This window comes from Paenibacillus sp. J31P190 (assembly GCF_059692075.1).
In genome coordinates, this window is sequence record NZ_JCAUAS010000003.1 from 124485 (window position 1) to 142936 (window position 18452).

16 protein-coding genes are annotated in these 18452 nt (G+C 43.2%); 1 reads left to right on the plus strand and 15 read right to left on the minus strand.

Going from position 1 to position 18452, the window contains the following annotated elements:
* Window positions 1–21: 21 nt before the first annotated feature.
* The 12 genes from AC58U0_RS07605 to AC58U0_RS07660 form a co-directional block, all read right to left on the minus strand.
* Entirely contained in the window at window positions 22–1629 is a 1608-nt protein-coding gene (locus tag AC58U0_RS07605) for a spore germination protein (RefSeq protein WP_497378387.1), read from the minus strand.
* 162 nt (window positions 1630–1791) lie between these two features.
* Complete coding sequence (locus tag AC58U0_RS07610; RefSeq protein ID WP_497378389.1) at window positions 1792–2580, minus strand: ABC transporter permease; 789 nt, start codon at window positions 2578–2580, stop codon at window positions 1792–1794.
* An 18-nt stretch (window positions 2581–2598) separates the two neighbouring features.
* Window positions 2599–3414 carry an ABC transporter permease gene (locus tag AC58U0_RS07615; RefSeq protein WP_497378391.1) on the minus strand — a complete coding sequence of 272 codons (816 nt, stop codon included), beginning with the start codon at window positions 3412–3414 and terminating at the stop codon, window positions 2599–2601.
* Window positions 3415–3419: 5 nt separating this feature from the next.
* Entirely contained in the window at window positions 3420–4415 is a 996-nt protein-coding gene (locus AC58U0_RS07620) for an ABC transporter ATP-binding protein (protein WP_497378392.1), read from the minus strand.
* Window positions 4408–4836, minus strand: a complete 429-nt coding sequence (locus AC58U0_RS07625) for a DUF309 domain-containing protein (RefSeq protein WP_497378393.1) — start codon at window positions 4834–4836, stop codon at window positions 4408–4410. The genes AC58U0_RS07620 and AC58U0_RS07625 overlap by 8 nt, the downstream gene beginning before the upstream one ends.
* A gap of 3 nt (window positions 4837–4839) precedes the next feature.
* On the minus strand, window positions 4840–5637 hold the full coding sequence (gene yjbM / locus AC58U0_RS07630; protein WP_497378395.1) for a GTP diphosphokinase: 798 nt from the start codon (window positions 5635–5637) through the stop codon (window positions 4840–4842).
* A 26-nt stretch (window positions 5638–5663) separates the two neighbouring features.
* Complete coding sequence (locus tag AC58U0_RS07635) at window positions 5664–6761, minus strand: quinone-dependent dihydroorotate dehydrogenase (RefSeq protein ID WP_497378396.1); 1098 nt, start codon at window positions 6759–6761, stop codon at window positions 5664–5666.
* 155 nt (window positions 6762–6916) lie between these two features.
* Window positions 6917–7750, minus strand: coding sequence for a PRD domain-containing protein (locus tag AC58U0_RS07640; RefSeq protein ID WP_171640358.1), 834 nt, complete (start codon window positions 7748–7750; stop codon window positions 6917–6919).
* Between the two features lie 85 nt (window positions 7751–7835).
* Window positions 7836–9284, minus strand: a complete 1449-nt coding sequence (locus tag AC58U0_RS07645) for a PTS transporter subunit EIIC (RefSeq protein WP_497378398.1) — start codon at window positions 9282–9284, stop codon at window positions 7836–7838.
* Between the two features lie 142 nt (window positions 9285–9426).
* Window positions 9427–10266 (minus strand): carbohydrate ABC transporter permease, encoded by an 840-nt coding sequence (locus tag AC58U0_RS07650; protein ID WP_497378399.1) that lies wholly within the window; start codon window positions 10264–10266, stop codon window positions 9427–9429.
* Between the two features lie 42 nt (window positions 10267–10308).
* Window positions 10309–11214 (minus strand): carbohydrate ABC transporter permease, encoded by a 906-nt coding sequence (locus AC58U0_RS07655; RefSeq protein ID WP_497378400.1) that lies wholly within the window; start codon window positions 11212–11214, stop codon window positions 10309–10311.
* A gap of 86 nt (window positions 11215–11300) precedes the next feature.
* Entirely contained in the window at window positions 11301–12656 is a 1356-nt protein-coding gene (locus AC58U0_RS07660) for an ABC transporter substrate-binding protein (protein ID WP_497378402.1), read from the minus strand.
* A 367-nt stretch (window positions 12657–13023) separates the two neighbouring features.
* Between AC58U0_RS07660 and AC58U0_RS07665 the strand changes: the two genes are divergently transcribed.
* Window positions 13024–13158 (plus strand): hypothetical protein, encoded by a 135-nt coding sequence (locus AC58U0_RS07665; RefSeq protein WP_281366891.1) that lies wholly within the window; start codon window positions 13024–13026, stop codon window positions 13156–13158.
* A 144-nt stretch (window positions 13159–13302) separates the two neighbouring features.
* Here AC58U0_RS07665 and AC58U0_RS07670 read toward each other — a convergent pair whose 3' ends face one another.
* The 3 genes from AC58U0_RS07670 to AC58U0_RS07680 all read right to left on the minus strand — a co-directional run bounded on the left by AC58U0_RS07670 (window position 13303) and on the right by AC58U0_RS07680 (window position 18439).
* Window positions 13303–14853, minus strand: coding sequence for a L,D-transpeptidase (locus AC58U0_RS07670; protein WP_497378404.1), 1551 nt, complete (start codon window positions 14851–14853; stop codon window positions 13303–13305).
* Window positions 14854–14986: 133 nt separating this feature from the next.
* Window positions 14987–16609, minus strand: a complete 1623-nt coding sequence (locus AC58U0_RS07675) for an NHL domain-containing protein (RefSeq protein ID WP_497378406.1) — start codon at window positions 16607–16609, stop codon at window positions 14987–14989.
* 30 nt (window positions 16610–16639) lie between these two features.
* Complete coding sequence (locus AC58U0_RS07680; protein ID WP_497378407.1) at window positions 16640–18439, minus strand: FecR family protein; 1800 nt, start codon at window positions 18437–18439, stop codon at window positions 16640–16642.
* Between the last annotated feature and the right edge of the window lie 13 nt (window positions 18440–18452).

Consider the following 18452-nt stretch of genomic DNA (forward strand, 5'->3'; position numbering starts at 1 on the left):
AGACAAAGCCCCCCCTCCGTTTTACTTCCGTTTTGTTTTCGTTGTTGGGATATTTTTTTGCCGAATGTTATTTTTTTGGCTGATGAAACGTGGTCTAGAGAATAGCCCCCATTGAGGGAATCTAAGAATGGTATCTTTCTGGTCATCAAGGACAAAAGGCGCCATAGGAGCCATATACGGCACACCAAATGATCGCAAGCTGCATAAATGTTGGACCATCGCGATTAAGCCAACGGTGATCCCGAATAAGCCAAAAGTTGCGGCAAAAATCATCAGAATGAACCGTATAATCCGTATAGGTATTCCCATGCTAAAAGCAGGTATTACAAAGTTGGAAATCGCCGTAATGGCAACGACAATTACCATAGCCGGTGAAACTAACCCCGCATCCACAGCCCCCTGCCCAATAACCAATGCACCTACGATAGATACAGCTTGACCTACTGTCTTTGGGAGACGGACCCCGGCTTCACGCAAGATTTCAAAGGTAACCTCCATAAGGAGCGCCTCAACAAAAGCCGGAAAAGGTATACCTTCTCGCTGTGCAGCTAAATTAAACAGCAGAGAGCTAGGTACCAGCTCTTGATGGAACGTTGTCATGGCAATATAGAACGAAGGAGCCATCAAAGAGATAAAGAAGCAAATATATCGCAATATGCGGATCAGTGTAGCAAATTCTGCTCGTTGATAATAATCTTCAGAGGATTGGAAAAACTGGATGAACAATGCTGGCGCCTCAAGCACGAAGGGGGTTCCATCCACCAGGATGGCTACGCGACCCTCAAGCAATCCTGACGCGATAACATCGGGTCGTTCTGTATTGTACAATGTTGGGAATGGCGTGAAGGTTTCATCCTGTATAAGTTCCTCGATATTGCCGCTTTCCAGAATCCCATCAATATCAATTCGTGCAAGTCTGGTACGTATTTCTTCGACTATTTTGTTATTTACGATTCCATTTATATACATGATGGACACCGTGGTTTGAGTAACTCTGCCAATCGCCATGGTTTCTAACCATAAATTGGGGCTCTTAATTCGTTTACGAATGAGGGATATATTCGTACCGATCGATTCCGTAAATCCATCACGGGGACCTCTTACTACGGATTGCGTTGAAGGCTCTTCTACTGAACGCATATCTCCGCCAGCCGTATTCACAGAAAGTGCATGTGGATAGCCATCTATAAGAATTACAGTCTGACCAGATAACATATTCTGGCACAATTCTTGAAAATCTTCGATCGTTTGGACTTCCCCACAGGCATGAATGGTGTTCCTAATCAAATCAGGTGAATGATAGAAACCGGTATTCATGGCTTCGGTGAGCTGAGTTGTTCCTGCAAGCAGAGCATTCGTCACATCTTGAAATAATGATTTATTAACCAATTGTTCTATGTATACATAGCCAATCTTATGGTTAGTTCCGACATCGAGGCACAGCTCCCCGGATACAATATCGGAGCTATGTCCAAAAACCGTTTTGATTTGAGCAATGTTCAGTCCAATATCAAGAAAAAGACTATGCGGCAAAATGGGCTGCTCCATTGGCTCCCGTTCCTGTGAAAGGGGGGAAGTTGATTTCTTTCGGTTAAACAGTTGATGTAGCGTTTTCGTCCAAGATTTCATGAGCTCGCCACCACCAAATTCATAGGAATAACTATGTCTTATGGGAAAGTTTTCCCACTTCCCGTAAATTTATGTATGAGATGCCGGGTAACTCACTTCAAACACAAAAGGACTTCTTACACCGCAAGGTGAGAAGTCCTTTCTCTTGTTCGCCTCAAAAACTCAACTACTCGCACTGGTATAATGGCGTAAGGCAATCTTCCATAACACCCTAGTCAATCCGAAACAAACCATCGCAATCCCAACACTCCAAACGACTTGCCATCCACTGATTCGACCAATTAGTGCTGCAGCTGGGAAGGTAGTTATGAAAGCAATCGGAAATATATAGGTTAACGTGAAACGTAATAACCCTTTATATACCGAGACCGGAAACCGTGCCGTTTCAAAAAACGAGCTAAATAAATAAGACAAGTTATCTACTTTGACAGCCCAGAAAGAGAACATCATCATGCCCATCCAAAGCGAATAGACCACAACCAACGATGCAAGGAAAACTATGACAAAGCGAATAAGCTCCATAACACTTGGAACAGCGTCCAACTCCCAGAGTGCGTAAGCCGTCAGGCCAAAGCCAAGCATAATATCAGCTAATCGCCAGAAAACTAGATGTCTAAAACTAATGTAAAATTGGCTGTCCACTGGTTTCGTCAGGATGAAATCCAATGTCCCTTTGCGGATATGACTGACGAGACGAGACATATTCGGCTGTAGGATAAATTCAATAAAACCGTGCACCGCGTTAAAAATACCTAGAAGCACCAGCACCTCATAGAAACCCCAGCCGCCAATCTCCTGTGTTCGATAAAAGTATAATTGAACGGTCAAGATCGCCATGAATAGCCAAAATACCGTGGAAAGGAGATTCGCGGCAAAGTTAGCTCTATACTCGAACTCCTCGACTAAACATGCCCGCATAAACTCCCTAAATAGTCGTATGTATTTGATCACTGTCGCACCGCCCCTTCCTCATCCGCCTACAGCGCCATACTTCTTCATCCCTTGTCCCCACATCAACCGAAACGTTACAAGAAGGACAATAAGCCAAATAAGCTGTATCGCAAAGTTGTGAAGTATCGCAGATGATCCAAGCTCAAGCTTGCCTGTCAGCAGCTCAACTGGAAATCCGACGGTTCCATAGAAAGGCAGCCAAGCTGCCATTTTTTCAACCCAAGCAGGGAACATACTCAGCGGGGCTAAACGACCAGCAAGAAACAAATGAACACCCTCATATAAGCTATAAATGGCAGTAGCCCTATTCGTCCAGAAAGCCATCAGTCCAAACTCGAAACCAATTAGAAAGCGGATTGCAGAGGATAGCACGATAGCGAAGAACGAGAGCACAATTATTTCCAAGGAAATAGTCACCCTGAGCATAGGGATAAACACAGCAGCTATCGCCCACGCGGGGATTAGCAAGATAGCAAAAAACAACTTATATACAAGGTTTTGAGAGATGCTCCAGTGAACCGGATGGAAGGGACGTACAATTTTGGTGGAGAGCGACCCGTCCTGAATACTGGCATCCAGCTCCCACACATCCCACGTACTCGTTAATCGATCTACTAGAAGTACTCCCAGGAAATACACCATATAATCATGTGCGGTATACCCACCAATGGAATTGTTATCGCTTATCGAGAGCCAAACAGCCATGCTAACCAGAGGTTGAATGAATGCTCCTATCATCCAAATGAGTGATTCACTCCGATAGGCGAACATAACAGCCCATTCAACTCGAAGCAGCATGCGATATTTTTGCCAAAATAAAGCTAACGCCTTCATGCTCCTTAACTTCCCCCTTCGGTACCCGCTTCAAACGCTTGGGCGATCACCGATTCCATGGAAGGATCTTCAATGGTCAAATCCAATACCGTCAAATGGGTTAATAATCGGGCTGAAAGTTCCGAAACTTGCTCTCTCGGCACATCTATTTCCACATTTGGAAACTCGTAAAGAAATAACGTCCCTAAGCCTTGAGTTACTTCGATTAGCTCTGACTCCTTTATCCGTTTAGCCAATTGAAGACGAATTCGCTTATTTGGCGCATACTTGTCAACCAGTTGCGAAATAGTACCATCGTATAGGAGTCGACCTTTTCCAATCACCAGCACTCGCTCACATAACGCCGTAACATCCGCCATATAGTGACTTGTCAGTAAGATAGTCGCCTTATATTTACGGCTGTAATCCTGAATGAATCGGCGCATCACTTCTTGCATGTTCACATCGAGGCCAATCGTCGGCTCATCTAGAAATACAATACGCGGGCGATGCAGCAGTGCCGCTGCCAGCTCACACTTCATCCGCTCCCCCAGTGAAAGCTGTCTAACCGGTTTACGGATGACTTCTTCCAACTGGAGCAGCTGCACCAAATCTCCTAAGGTTTCTTCATATTCCCGATCAGGTATCTCATAAATGACTTTATTAACGAGAAACGTTTCCGCTGCGGGAATGTCCCAGATAAGCTGACTTTTCTGTCCCATGACGAGCGAAATCTGCTTCTTAAATTCTTTTTTTTGCTGAAAAGGAACAAAACCGCCCACCTTCACTTCACCACCTGAAGGATGCAGCAGTCCAGTTAATACTTTCATCGTAGTCGTCTTGCCGGCCCCATTCGGACCAAGAAAAGCCACAATTTCACCTTCCGGTATGGAAAAGGAAACATCGTCTACGGCTTTAACCGTGCGGAATTTGCGGTGAAACAAGCTTTTCAAAGATGCCATGAATCCAGGCTCTCGCTCATGTACTTGATAAAATTTGCTCAGCTGACGAACCTCAATCATGGCCTTCCTCCTCTTCATGTTGAGGTGGGTTAAGCTTCAATTGTGCAAGAAGTTCACCAAGTTCATCATCTAGGATGTGAATGTTAAGGTCATACGGAACGAACGGTTCTTCCTCTATACGCAACAGCTTTGTTAAGTAATCTTGACTATCTCGAATCAATCTTTCCAAATCAATACCGAGCGTATGTGCAGGGTATGGTGCCAGCTTATCCAGTCCTGCGCTAAAGAGCTTGATGGAACCGCTTACGTTTCCATTGGCATGATGATAAAGGCCCACTGCAACCTGCAGTAGACCTTGGTATAAGGGGCTTCGGCCTTCCTCCAGCCAAAGCTCCTCCATCACTTCATGACATTCGAAATAATCTCGCTGATCATTGAAATAGTATAAGTAAGCCACATATAAACGATCGTAGGTACTCATAGATCAGTTATTATCTCCTTTTTTCGCTCTGTTGATTGCAGCCTCAATATCGGACGAAAGATCACTTAAACCTTCTTCCGTCTCCCATATCTCGTTAAATCTCAGCTGAAATTGAGCGGCTTCCCGAACTCGATGATAGAAATAAAGCTCCTGAATGTTATTGAGGACTTTGTTTACCAAATTCGAGTTATCCTCAAACATCTTCTGAGACGCGACAATCTCACCACGAATACTGGACATTTCCTGATCCAACAGATAAGCAGCCTCGGCCGCTTTGCTAAGGCGTGCTCTAACCTCTGATGGCAATTGTTCTTTATATTTATAATTCAAAGAATGCTCGATCGTCGCCCAGAAATTCATAGCAAGCGTCCGAATTTGCACCTCAGCTAATATTCGTTTCATTCCCAAAGCGGTTTGAACAGGATATTCAATAATAATATGAAAGCTGCGATAGCCACTCGGTTTCTTATTGGCAATATAATCTTTTTCGTAGACTACGTTCATATCCTGTCTGCTGCGAATCAGCTCGGCCAAACGATCAATGTCTTCTACAAACTGACACATAATCCGAATCCCAGCGATATCCTCGATACCAGACTCTAATTGATCCATGGGGACACTCAAGCGTTTCGCTTTCTCCAGTACACTTGATATCTTTTTGACACGTCCTGTTACGAATTCAATAGGTGCATACTCTTCTCTGCTCTTGAGTTCGCCACGCAGTGTCTTGAATTTTACTTTTAACTCCTCTACCGCTTGTTCATAAGGCAGGAGAAATTTCTTCCAATCTCGTCCATCCATTCTTTTATCCTCCATTCTGAATGAAGTCAGTGCTGATCTGCGCCGATTGCCTGGGAAATATGTGTATACCCATCTCTCCTCAGCAAATCTTGTAGGCCTTTATTCAAACTAGCAAGCATTCCAGGTCCTTCATAAATAAAGCCTGTATACACTTCAACTAAGCTTGCTCCAGCCCGAATTTTGTCATAGGCATCTTGCGCAGTAAATATTCCCCCGGACCCAATGATCGGCAGCTTGCCTTCCGTCAGTTGATAGACACGTCTAATGACTTCTGTAGTTCGCTGTGTTAGTGGTTTTCCGCTAAGTCCGCCTGCTTGCTCGCGATTAGGGTGTACTAGCCCTTGTCTGCTGAGTGTTGTGTTCGTGGCGATAATCCCAGAAATGCCGCTATCCTTAATCGTATGCACGGTTAATTCAAGCTCTTCATCCGTGAGATCCGGCGCAATTTTAACCAAAACAGGTTTTCCTGTTTGACCATTTTTCTTCTCTTGAACCTGCATTTCCGTTGTAACTGCATCAAGCAATCGCTTCAAATCGTTCCCATGCTGTAAATTACGCAAATCCGGTGTATTTGGTGAGCTAATATTCACAACAAAGAAATCACCATATGTATATAACTCCCGAATGCAAGTTCGATAATCTTCTTCGGCCTGCTCATTCGGTGTCGTCTTATTTTTACCTATGTTAATAGCTACGGGTATGTCGCGTTTACCTGTCTTCATCAAGTTATTAGCCATCGCATCTGTACCTACATTATTAAAGCCCATTCGGTTGATGAGCGCCTTGTCATCCGGAAGACGAAATAGCCGCGGCAGCTCATTGCCCGGTTGTGGCTTTGGTGTAATTGTGCCTACTTCCATGAAACCAAAGCCTAGTTGTGAGAATCCCTTAACGGCCTTGGCATTTTTATCTAAACCAGCTGCCAGACCTATTGGATTTGTGAATTGTAGTCCCCATAATTGTTGGACTAAGATTGGTGAATAGGGCACTCCATACATGGATTTGAGCAGTTGTTTTCCCCCTGGGAAGCTCACTAAAGCACTTAGCCCGTCAATCGTAAGATGATGCGCCTTCTCCGGATCCATTCGGAACAAGATTGGTTTTCCTAACTTCTTATACAGCATGTCCTATGCACTCCGTTCTCTAATGACTCTAACAGTCAGTTTAGCTGACAACGTGCAAATATGCAATCCACTGAAAGGCATTTCGCCTCTATTTCAAACAAAAAATCCCTGCTCCATGAAGGTTGCAAGGGAATCCAGATTAGCTATTTAACAGCCTATGCTTCTGTTCGTTGAAGCAGTCGTTCCAGATGCATCGTCAAGTAACCCGTTTCATCGTCAGGCACTTCTAATTGAAGAGAATCACTCAGCATGAGAGATAATACCTTCGCCTTCACATAGGTGTCTCCATACTCCTCTTTAATCTTTTCAAGCAGCGAGTTCTGGAGTGTCTTTTTTTGTTTGACCCGTTCTATGACACCTTTCAGGTGACTAATGAACCGCAGTGTTGAGAACGAATCATCGAAATTAAAGCCTAATTCTTTGGCAGATTCGATCGTCTGCGACACTACTCTAACTACCGCTAAGGAATCAGAAGCTTGCTCTTTTTTACGTGCGCCATTGAAATGCATGGCCAAGAAGGCAACTTCATCTTCCGGCAATTTCACATCCAAATGGTCATTGAGGAAATCTACGGACTTCTTGGCTACTTTGTATTCCTCAGGATACATATACCCAATTTCATAAGCGAATGGATTCGTGATGAAAATACCGCGCTTTTGTCGTTCGACAGCAAAGTTAATATGATCGACCAGCGAGGCGTGAATCGTTTCGGAGAAGTCGCCTTCCAGCATACTTTGTGCATAAGCGATGACTTCCTCTGTAATCCCGATAATTTTCAAATCAACCGCATTCAGAATTTGTTCGTAGTTTTTAAGAACTTCGGATGTATGCAGGAGAAATTCTTGTGTGATTTCGCCTTCGCTAATGAGCATTCCTGGCGTTTTTTTGAATCCAATTCCTTTACCAAATGCAATTGAATTTTTCCCTGATGTCAAATGTGCCATCACCACATTATGGGACAGTACATGAATGATCGTCCGTTCAATCATAAGACACCTCCTAATCTTTGTTTCGGGGTCCCCGCAAAGTAATCGGAATAGACTTCGAAGGCATACGTCACTTTGTGGGGTAAATTTAGGCTTGTCCTGATTTGTCTTTTTGCAGGTGAAGCAAGGGTTTAATACTTTCTCTAATTTGTTCCGATTCCGTACCAAAAACAACGTGAACGTTTCCTTTACCAAGTCTGATAACCCCAATAGCGCCAAGGTCTTTAAGCTCGCTGTCCATAATTAAATTTTCCTCACTCACCAGGAGGCGTAGTCGTGTAATACAAGCATCGATCGAGATAATGTTAGAAGCTCCGCCAATATGCCTTAGAATGCTGGTAGGACGGTCTTCTTTCGTTTCTTCGATGATCTCTTGGGCATCCTCTGTTTCAAGCTGAGCAGCTTCGTCCTGAGCGGGCACTTTGAATGGAAAGAAATGAAGATAGGTCCGAAATACGACATAATAAAGGAAGAAGTACCCTACCCCAACAAGGATAATCCAATAAGGATTCGTAGCTTGATGCCAGCTGAGAACGAGATCAATAAATCCGGCTGAGAAACCGAATCCCATTTTCACCTGAAGCATATTCATGATCACCATGGAAAAGCCAGTTAAAACGGCATGTATCAGATATAAGCCTGGTGCTAAGAACATAAAAGCAAACTCAATTGGCTCTGTTATGCCTGTAAGGAAGCTGGTTAATGCAGCACTAAGCATCACAGGAACAACAAACTGACGGTTAGAAGACGAACTTCTAATTAATGCTAAGGCCGCAGCAGGAAGCCCAAACATAATAACGGGGTAATAACCTGTCGTGAATAGTCCCGCTTCTGGATCTCCAGCAAAAAATCGTGAGATATCGCCATGCAGCATTTTACCGGTAGGTGTGACATAATCTCCGATTTGAAACCAAGCGATATTATTAATAATATGATGCAAACCCGTAGGGATTAGAAGCCTGTTCATCATTCCGTAGATAAATACGCCAATGTTCCCATTATCAACGATCCATAACCCGATTACACTTATGCCCCTTTGGACGGGAGGCCAGATGAATCCCATCAACACCCCTAGGAAAACCATAACCAGAGATGTGATTAACGGAACGAATCGCTTGCCTCCGAAAAATCCGAGCGCTTTGGGCAGCCGGGTATTTTGGAACCTGTTAAAGAACGTCGCAGATAGCATGCCAACGAGCATACCGCCTAGAACACCCATATCCAGCCGTTCCACAGAGTCGGTCCCCACTTGAAAATGCTTCAAGACATTGTCAAACACTAAATAGCCAACCGCAGCAGCAAGTGCCGCAATCCCATCCCCGGACGTAAGTCCAATGGCTATACCAATTGCAAATATGAATGGCAAATTATCAAAAATCGCACTTCCGCCTAACTCAAAAATCTGAGCCACCTGCATAAGAAATGGATCACTAAACGTCATTTTCCCAATACGAAGAAGAATGGATGCCGCCGGCAGCACCGCAATCGGAATCATCAAAGAACGTCCTATTTTCTGCAATATATACATAGCTCTCATGTCATGTTCCCCTATAAAAGCCTACAAGTTTGGCCGTTTCTTGTTTGCTCTTGCTTATTCCAATTATAGTAGAAAGAACACCCTCCCGAAAGGATAAAATCCTCTAGGATAAGGTGTTTTTTCTATGCAACCAATTATACAGTTATTTCACGGCACCTGCAGTAATTCCACTTGCAATTTGACGTTGAAAGATCATATACACAATCAACGTTGGAAGTGTCGTTATAAGCAGGCCTGCGAACAAAGGTCCCCACTCAACTCTATACTGCATTTCTGCCTGCATAACAGCAAGACCGATTGGAAGCGTGTACTTGGTTGGTTCATTGGTCAAAACAACCCCTAGGAAGTACTCGTTCCAGTTATTCAGCATGTTTGTAATCATCACCGTGATTAGACCCGGTTGCGACAATGGCAGCATAACACGGAAGAACGTGCCGTAATGGGAGGTCCCGTCAATAATTGCCGCTTCTTCAATTTCTTTTGGCAGCGATTTGTAGAACCCTACAAGCAAGAAAATTCCAAAAGGAAGATTGAGTGCTGCATAGACCAGAATTAATCCTAACCACGTATTGATTAAGTGCAGATCATTCAATAAGAAGAACAATGGAATCAGTGCTAGCGCGAACGGTATCATCATGGACGAGATGTAGATTGTTAAGAGAATTTTGTTCCCTTTAAAATCATACCTAGCTAGGATATATGCTGTCATCGCAGCAAGTATCATACCCAAAAGGGTACTTCCTACCGTCACAATAATGGAGTTCATGAAATAGGTGCTAAAATTATATTTACTCCAAACATAGGAGAAGTTTGTCCAAAGCAGCGGGAATTTAGGCAATGCCCATGGGGCATTTAAGAAAAATTGCTCATTATTTTTGAGCGCATCAAGCAGTGTCCAAATCAATGGATACAGGACGGCGACGCTCCAAATAAGAAGAATGATCCAGACAAACATTTTCGCTAACGGGTTTTTGACGGTCATACGATGGTTCCCCCTCCTTCAGTATCATTTTCTATGATGACCTTAATGCATTTCGATTGTTTCTTGGCGCATAATACGCTGAAGAACAAGGGTAGTAATCAGTGAAACGATTAGGATCATGACACCGATGGCTGCTCCATAACCGAAATGATATTGTTGAAAAGCCATCCGATACAGATAAGATCCCATAACTTGGGTCGTATTATCAGGCTGTCCGCCGTTTGTCATTAATTGAACAATGACGAATGATCCATTGAGAGTCGTAATGACAATGTTTACAATGGAAACCTTAATTTGCTCCCAGATGAGCGGCATGGTAATGTGGCGGAATTGCGACCATTGACCAGCTCCGTCTATATTAGCTGCCTCATAGTAGGAAGCAGGAATATTCACGATTGCAGCAATCATCAAGATCATATAGAAGCCGATACCAGCCCATATCGTTGGGGGTAATAGCATCCAGATCGTATGCTGTGGAAATCCTAACCAAGTAATATCCACTTTATTTCCTGTGAATAGTGACAAGAATGCATTCAGGAATCCAATTTGCGGATTATAGATGAAGTTCCAGAGCACACCAATAACAACAACGGAGATTACATTCGGGATAAAGAATATGGCGCGGAAGAAGCCAGAGCCTCTCAGCTTGAAACGAGTTAAAGCAACAGCGAAGAACGTCGCCAGAATCATAATGCCAATGACCTTACCTACTACTAAAAAATAATCATTCCCGATGGCTCTAAGTACAATGGGATCCTTAAATAATTCGACGAAATTATCAAACCCAATAAACGTGCTATTCTCTGACATTCCTGACCAATCATAGAATGACTTCTGCAAAGCCTGTATAACAGGGTAGATCGTAAACACACAGAAGAAAAGAAAAGTCGGAATGATGAATGAAGCGATGAACAAATTCCGTTTCCACATTTTTGACTTGGTCTTCATTCTATCCTCACCGTCCTATCATTAAAATGGCGGAGAACTCCTAAGGCTAATGCCTCGCTAGTTCTCCGCACTGCTTCATTCAGTTCCTATTTCTTTTGTTTCGCTACGACATCAGATACACGTTTAACCCATTCTTCAGGAGTAATTGTACCAATCGTCAATGCCACTGTTGCATCTTGCATCGCTTTGTCAACGTCAGCCGCGAAGGAGACTGTTGGCACTACAACTGTTTCAGGAGATGACAAGAATTTCGCCGCATCTTTAACAAAGTTAGGTGCTTTGGAGGAGGAGATGTCACCTTTTACGTTGGAAGGAGCGCCGCTCAACTCAGCCCATTGGGAAGCTTGCGTTTTAGAGAAGACGAATTGCATAAACGCTTTTGCTGCATCTTTGTTTTTCGCTTTTTTCGCAACAGCAAACGTAGAAGTCGAAGTATTAGCTACAACTTTTCCACCTTTATCTTGTGTGATGGATGGAATGAATCCGAAATCAAAGGAAGCAGGAACGTCTTTGGCCATTTCGTTTGGCAGCCATAGACCGTTCGGGATAAAAGCATCTTTGTGCTGCAGGAACAAGGATTGGGAATCCGTGTGGTTGATTTGTACGGATGCTTTGTCGATGTAACCTTTGTCACGAAGCTGAACGATTTTATTAAGACCTTTAAGGATAGCTGGGTTTTTCCAAGCTTCTAGATTATTTGTAGACATATCTTGCAGCAATTTGTAGTCATTATTGTTAGCAGATACGATAGCTGGAAGCAATACGCCGCCGTTGATGTAGTATGGATATTTACCCGTGTGGATGAAAGGATTAATGCCAGCACCTTTAATTTTCTCACTTACCGCTAAGAATTCTTCGAAATCTTTTGGCTCAGCCCAACCTTTATCTTTGAACAGGGCTTTATCGTAGAAAATACCCCATGAGCTCATTACGAAAGGAACGTTGTAGATTTTACCGTCGAACTCTTGTGGTTTTTGAGCAAGCAAATCAATGATTTTCTCGCCGTCAACGTTTTTAGCATCTTTGATCCAATCCGTCAAATCTTCAAGCTGTCCGTCTGTAACCATTTGGCGATCGAACAATTCAGGTCCATCGATATATACGAAATCAGGTGGGTTTCCAGCGATCCAACGGGGTTTCATTTGTTCGTTGATTTTTGGTCCCGCACTTTCTTTAATTTTCAGATCAGGGTTTGCTGCTTGGAAATCAGCAATAACTTTTTTCCACCATTTGTCGCCGTAACCGCCAACAAAGTACTGGATTTCAAAATCACCGGTTAATTTTTTGGGACCAGCAGCTGTTGGAGCCGCTGAAGCAGCTGTAGTCGGCGCCGCCGATGCAGCTGGTTTTGTTGTTTCCACTGGTGCAGATTTACCACAGCCTGCTGCTACAAGTACCATGGACGCAGCCAAGCCCATTGTTGACCATTTTTTCATATTCATGTGTTCATCTTCTCCCTTTTTTAATAAGTCTGATGGTTATTTATGAAGTAGCGTAGTCCTAAATTTAACTTTCCTTGTAGTTTGCGCTACCAACTCCCTTCAGGTTATCATTTTGGCAAAAATAAAAAGAGCATAGTTATAGAAGAAGACTTACATTCTTCAATAACTAATGCCCTTACGGTAACATGTTATTAAAACTGACATATTCAATTATATTCGGCGTTTCGTGTGATTAAATCTTACAATAAAATGACATGGTCGTCAATACTTGATTTTAAAATTCATTTTACATTCATATTCTATGAACGACCCTACTTATGCTATGATAGAACCATATTCTTTAATCCCCAAGGAAAAGGTGATTCCTATGTCCAAACGTAAACCGATCATGTCCAATCGTAGAGCCAAAGAAGAAGTCAATAAGAAAGCGATCATTTGGACAGGATCCATTTTGCTTGTTGTCATCATTACTATGACGTTACTGATCATTTTGGACAAATGATTAGTAAAGAAGTGATTGAAATCATCACATTTTGAATTGTAATCGCTTTCCACATCGTTGTCAAGGGTAAAACTTGGAACGCCAGTACATCATGACAAAACCGTCTGAAGCATATTCAGGCGGTTTTTTGTCATGTTCCATGGGTTAATCAAGCCATTTATATTTCTTACTAGGGTTGCTGTCATTAGTCTGCAGTGGAAGACCAAAAGATTGATCTGGCTTCCCTCCCCCAGCTCCGAGTCCCGGGCTTCCGCCGCCACTACCATCTCCACCATCTGAATTTGAAGAAGGTGGTAATACCCCTTTACCAATCGTCACTTTCGTTTCATGAGTTACCATGTTATAAAGCTCTTCAATGTCCGCTTGCTGCATGCGAACGCAGCCATGTGATTCGTCTTTCCCGATGCTGGAGGGCTTATTCGTACCATGAATCGCATAAAGTGTATCCGACAAAGTCATTCCTCGACTGCCAAACTCCCCATTTGATTTGCCATTCGGATTGCGCACCTTTTCACTAATGAAGAACTCCCCCTGCGGCGTCTTCTCGCCTCCTAAGCCAACTGGATAGCTTCGGATGATGAAATCTCCACTAACGAGAGCCAAACGATGCTTATCGGTATCAATTACAATCCTAAGCGGTTCCAGCAGTGGGTCTGTGGAAGCTTTCGGTTGTGAACTAGATGGCGCAGCCTGTTCTTTGTGCTCTCGTTTCGGCTGCTCGTTTTTATCTACCGTTTGTAACGAAACCTGATCTTTCCCCGTTTTTGCGCTTTCAATTACCTTACTCACAGCTTGAGGGAAGGCCTCCTGCATTTCAGGAGAGAGTCCTGGCAAGAGATTATCTGGGTAAGGTTTCGTAAGCTGTTCAGGTTTCTCCGGCAGCGTTCCCGTCTTTTTTTGGTAGGCCTGGATTGCGCTTTGTAAGACAATAGCTTGCTCACGTTCATGCATCCAATTATCTATGACGGGAACAAGCGCAGAGCTATCTCCGGCCTGACAGGAACAAGTCTGAGACTGGTAATACTTTAATGCCGCTGAACCCCCGCCTCCACCTTTATTCTCAACGCTGATCAAAGGCTTCACTGACCTATTCCACTCGTTCCATTTACCATCCGAACTCCGAGGAACCCCCATGATGACAGATTCCCCGGCACCAGATCCTGAGGAAGACAGTACTTGTTGAAGCTTATTGCCCCAATCTCCATTAGAGAAATAGAGTTTTAATCCAGAAGTCCCTTCCTGTTTAGGGGTTGCAGGCGCATTAACTGCCGCTGGAGCTGCAGCAACAGTCTCATCTGGGATGTTCCCCGTATCGTTCTTCGCTAAATCCATTGCAGCGGGAACAGCTAGCAGGAGTAGAATGACCATTAACGGCATCCATTTCCCTTTACCACTGGGCTTGCTTTTAACAGATGTCACAGTACCTTTATGTAAGCCTGAAGCAGGTGAAATAGGTAAAGGACCTTCGATCGTTATTTTCTGGCGTTCGAAAGCCTCATAGATCTCCCCAGACTGCGCGAAACAATACGCTGCTTTGCCTTCCTTTCCTTGTGCTGCGTATTCCCTGCCTAATAAGTACCAAGCCATTTTATGATCAGGATGTTCTTTCACATATTTTTTGAGATAAAGAGGATCTTCGATCGGATTATGTTGGAAAAATCGTTCCAACTGATCAATGCGATTCTTGTCCTTCAATCTAGAAAACCTCCTATCGACAACTTTGTAACTCTCCTTCATTTATCGGCAAAATTTACCTAGAGATGAAGTCATGAAAAAAAAAAGAGCCTGGACAAGGGTTTCCCCTTGCCAAGCTCATCATGCGGATTGCTTATTTCACATAGGATTTCGTACGTAAAATGGCTGTTTGATGAGCGGCATCCCATTGGACATCTAAGCCGATTTGCTCTGCGAAGAAACGCACCGGCACATACGTACGGTCTTGTTTCACATAAGGAGAAGCATCCGTCACTTGCTTGATGTCTGATTGACCCGCTTGTTTACGTACTACGCCTGTTTCACCTATCGTTAGCTCAACTGTAACATCACCTTTGATAAGCTGAACGACTGATTTCCCAGCTAACTCAACATATTTGACTTCATAGCCAAATGTTTCACTAATGGCACGAACTGGAACCATTGTACGTCCGCCCTGTATCTCAGGCTTTGCATCGAATGAAATCACTTTATCACCATTTACCACTTTTACTTCGTTATTGTTTGCTAGATCTCCCGGCAAATGGTAAGGAGCTACTCTACGAATTTTGTTATTAGAGGAGTCTGCTACCACAATATTACCTTGTGCGGTTACTAGAACGTCGCTCGGATTGTAAAACTCAGCTGCTTGTTCCACGCCGTCCGTTTCACCAGTTTGGATCGTCCCAGCAATCGTTGAAACCTTACCATTCAGTAAATAACGAATCACATGATTTAAACTATCTGAGATTAAAACCCCGCCTTCGGAAGTAACTGCAAGTCCTTTTGGGAAGTCAAACTTCGCCTTAAGCGCGTCTCCATCCGCAAAGTCTCCACCTGCATATAACTCGTTTTTATCATAGATTGTATGATTGCTTAATTCGGGTGTCGATCCAGCCACCGTAGTCACAGTCCCTGCTTGGAGGTCGATATAACGTATACGTTGGTTGCCTGTGTCACTTACAAACAAATTGCCTTTGCTATCTAAAACCAATCCAGCAGGTTCATTGAACTTCGCCGTGGCTAAGCTGCCGTCTTGAAATTCACCAGCGAAAGAAGCTTCCCCTGGGCGGACTTGAATAGCTCGAGTCGCAGCCGCATTCAGAGTAGAAACACTACCATCGACTACTATTTTACGGATAACATGATTGAGCGAATCCGCGACATACAGGGTTCCATCTGCAGCAACCGCAACATCACTTGGGTGATTAAATTTCGCCTCAGCACCTTTTCCATCTTTACTGCCAGGAACGCCATTTCCTGCCAACGTGGAAACTTGTCCATTCGTATCCACTTTCCGAATTGCGTTATTAGCTGAATCAGCGACATACACATTCCCTTTGGCATCTACAGCTAACCCTGTCGGCTCATTGAAAAAGGCTTCTGACGATTTCCCATCAACTAGACCTCCTGTTGGAAAGCCTTGGTTATTCTTCGTCACAACAACTTCCGGGCCTGCAAAAGTGGTTACTTTTCCATCTGAAATTTTACGAATGAGATGATTCCGTGTATCCGCGACAAGAATACTGCCATCTGAAAGTTGAACAACGCTGCCTGGAGCACGGAATGCCGCACTTAGCGCATCCCCGTTCTTATCTTCAAAATCACCGATCCCTGCGAAGGTTGACACGTCTGATAGGATCTGTCCATTGCTGGTTAACAGAGCATCCTTCGACAATCCTGCCGCCCATGCGGATGAACCTCCCAGTAAGGTTGCGGCCACTAGGGATGAAACGAATATATGTTTTAAGGGTTTCATAGGTTTCTCCTTTTTGCTATGTTAAAATGATTAATTTTTATTTATTGGAGGCAAAGTGACTGTTGTCTCAGGTTTCACAGGAATTTCTACTTTCTGAACGTCTAGACCATTTTTATGAACAATGACGATTTTTTCGACTTTTATTGGATATGATGCAGGGGATACGGCCGAAACTGCAGTTGTCCCAACCGAATGACCATAAAACGGAATTGTTACTAACTTTTTAGCTCCATTTTTCACTTCAAGATTATTTGAATTTGGGCCAAAATTTGTCACTGCATACACAAGCTCTTTCTGTAAACCATTCGAATATTCTTTAATATGATCTGCACTATTGCTTTGGCTAAAAATATCCGAGTTACTTACCCATGGGTGGTCCCCGTTAACATTAAGATAAATATTGGAACCATAGGATAAGTGCAATTCTACACCATAGATTGTATTGTTGCCGACAAAGTCACTTAGATTAATATTTAAATTGAATTCACCAAAATTATTAACAGAGCCAGGCGCAAGGCTAATACTTGGTGTTAGTAAGGGGTCTGTCCCACCTGAATTCCCCGAATCACCACCTGATCCTGGTGCTGAAGTATTCGTCCCATTCTGCTTATCATATTGCGCTTCTGCTTCGGCTTTAGCCTTCTCCTCCGCTGCTTTCTTCTCTTCGAGAATCTTTTTCTTTTGGTCTTCCAAAGCCTTAAGCGCAGCAGCCAGCTTATTTTTGAGCTCTTCTTGCTTCTTTGCTTCTTCCTGTTGCTTTTTGAGCTTTTCTGCTTCAAGCTTTTGAAGCATCTCTTTCTTTATCTTTTCTTTTTCTGCATCGACACCTGCAGTTTTATCTAATTCTTTCACATTGTTTAAATCTAATTTTTTTTCTTGTTTATCGATTTTTGCATTTGCTTGTTCAATGATTTTATTCAAAGACTCTTTATCAACCTTATTTTCCGCGAGAGCCTTCTTGGCAATATTACCTATTAAGTTATCTAAGTTTTGTTTCACTTTATCTAATTCAGCCTGATCCTTCGCAGATAAGGAAGTTTTATCATCTACGAGTTTGCCATCTTCGATTTCTTTCTTTTTCTTAGCAATAAACTCATCATTTTCTTTATCCATTTCGGCTTTGTTCAGGATAATCTCTTTAATGATTTCCGGTGAAGCATCCTTAATAAAATCATTTAAATCAAGGAAATCTACTTTAAGAGACAGATCATCCGTCTCATCCCTAGCATCCAAAGAAATTTGTTGCGTCGGATACAAGTATGTAATAGTAGTCTTTTGAGTGGAGTCAGCTCCATTCGTTACCGTCGATGCGGAGACTTTCCCTGCTCCAACCGCCATCTTAATTGCGCCCGTTTTCGGGTCAACGGTAACAAAGAACTGCGTTCCACGAACACCCATCACGGCTGTTGGCGTCTCAACTTCAAATTCATCATCTGATCCAGCTAATGACTTCACCTTGACCCACATGGAACCGGCCCACACTTTAAGTTTGGATTTCTTATTTCCATTTGCGGTATTTAGGTCTGACACGTTAATCTCAGCATTTTCGCCTAAAGTTACGTCTGCGTCCCCATTGCTTAGATTAAGCGTAACAGATGAGCTAGCTCCTGTGTAAACCGTATCGCCTTGATTTAAACTCATACTTTCATAGGCATCGTACGATTTGGAGCCTCCGCCTTTCTTGATCGTTACATCACCGGATAATGTCGTAATAACAGCCACCCGAACGGTTTTTGCACCTACAGGTTTTATAAGCATTGCCGAGACCAAACTAAACACTAAACAAAAACTTAAGAATAATGCCACAAATGATTTCTTAGTTACTCCCACACTGACTTCCTCC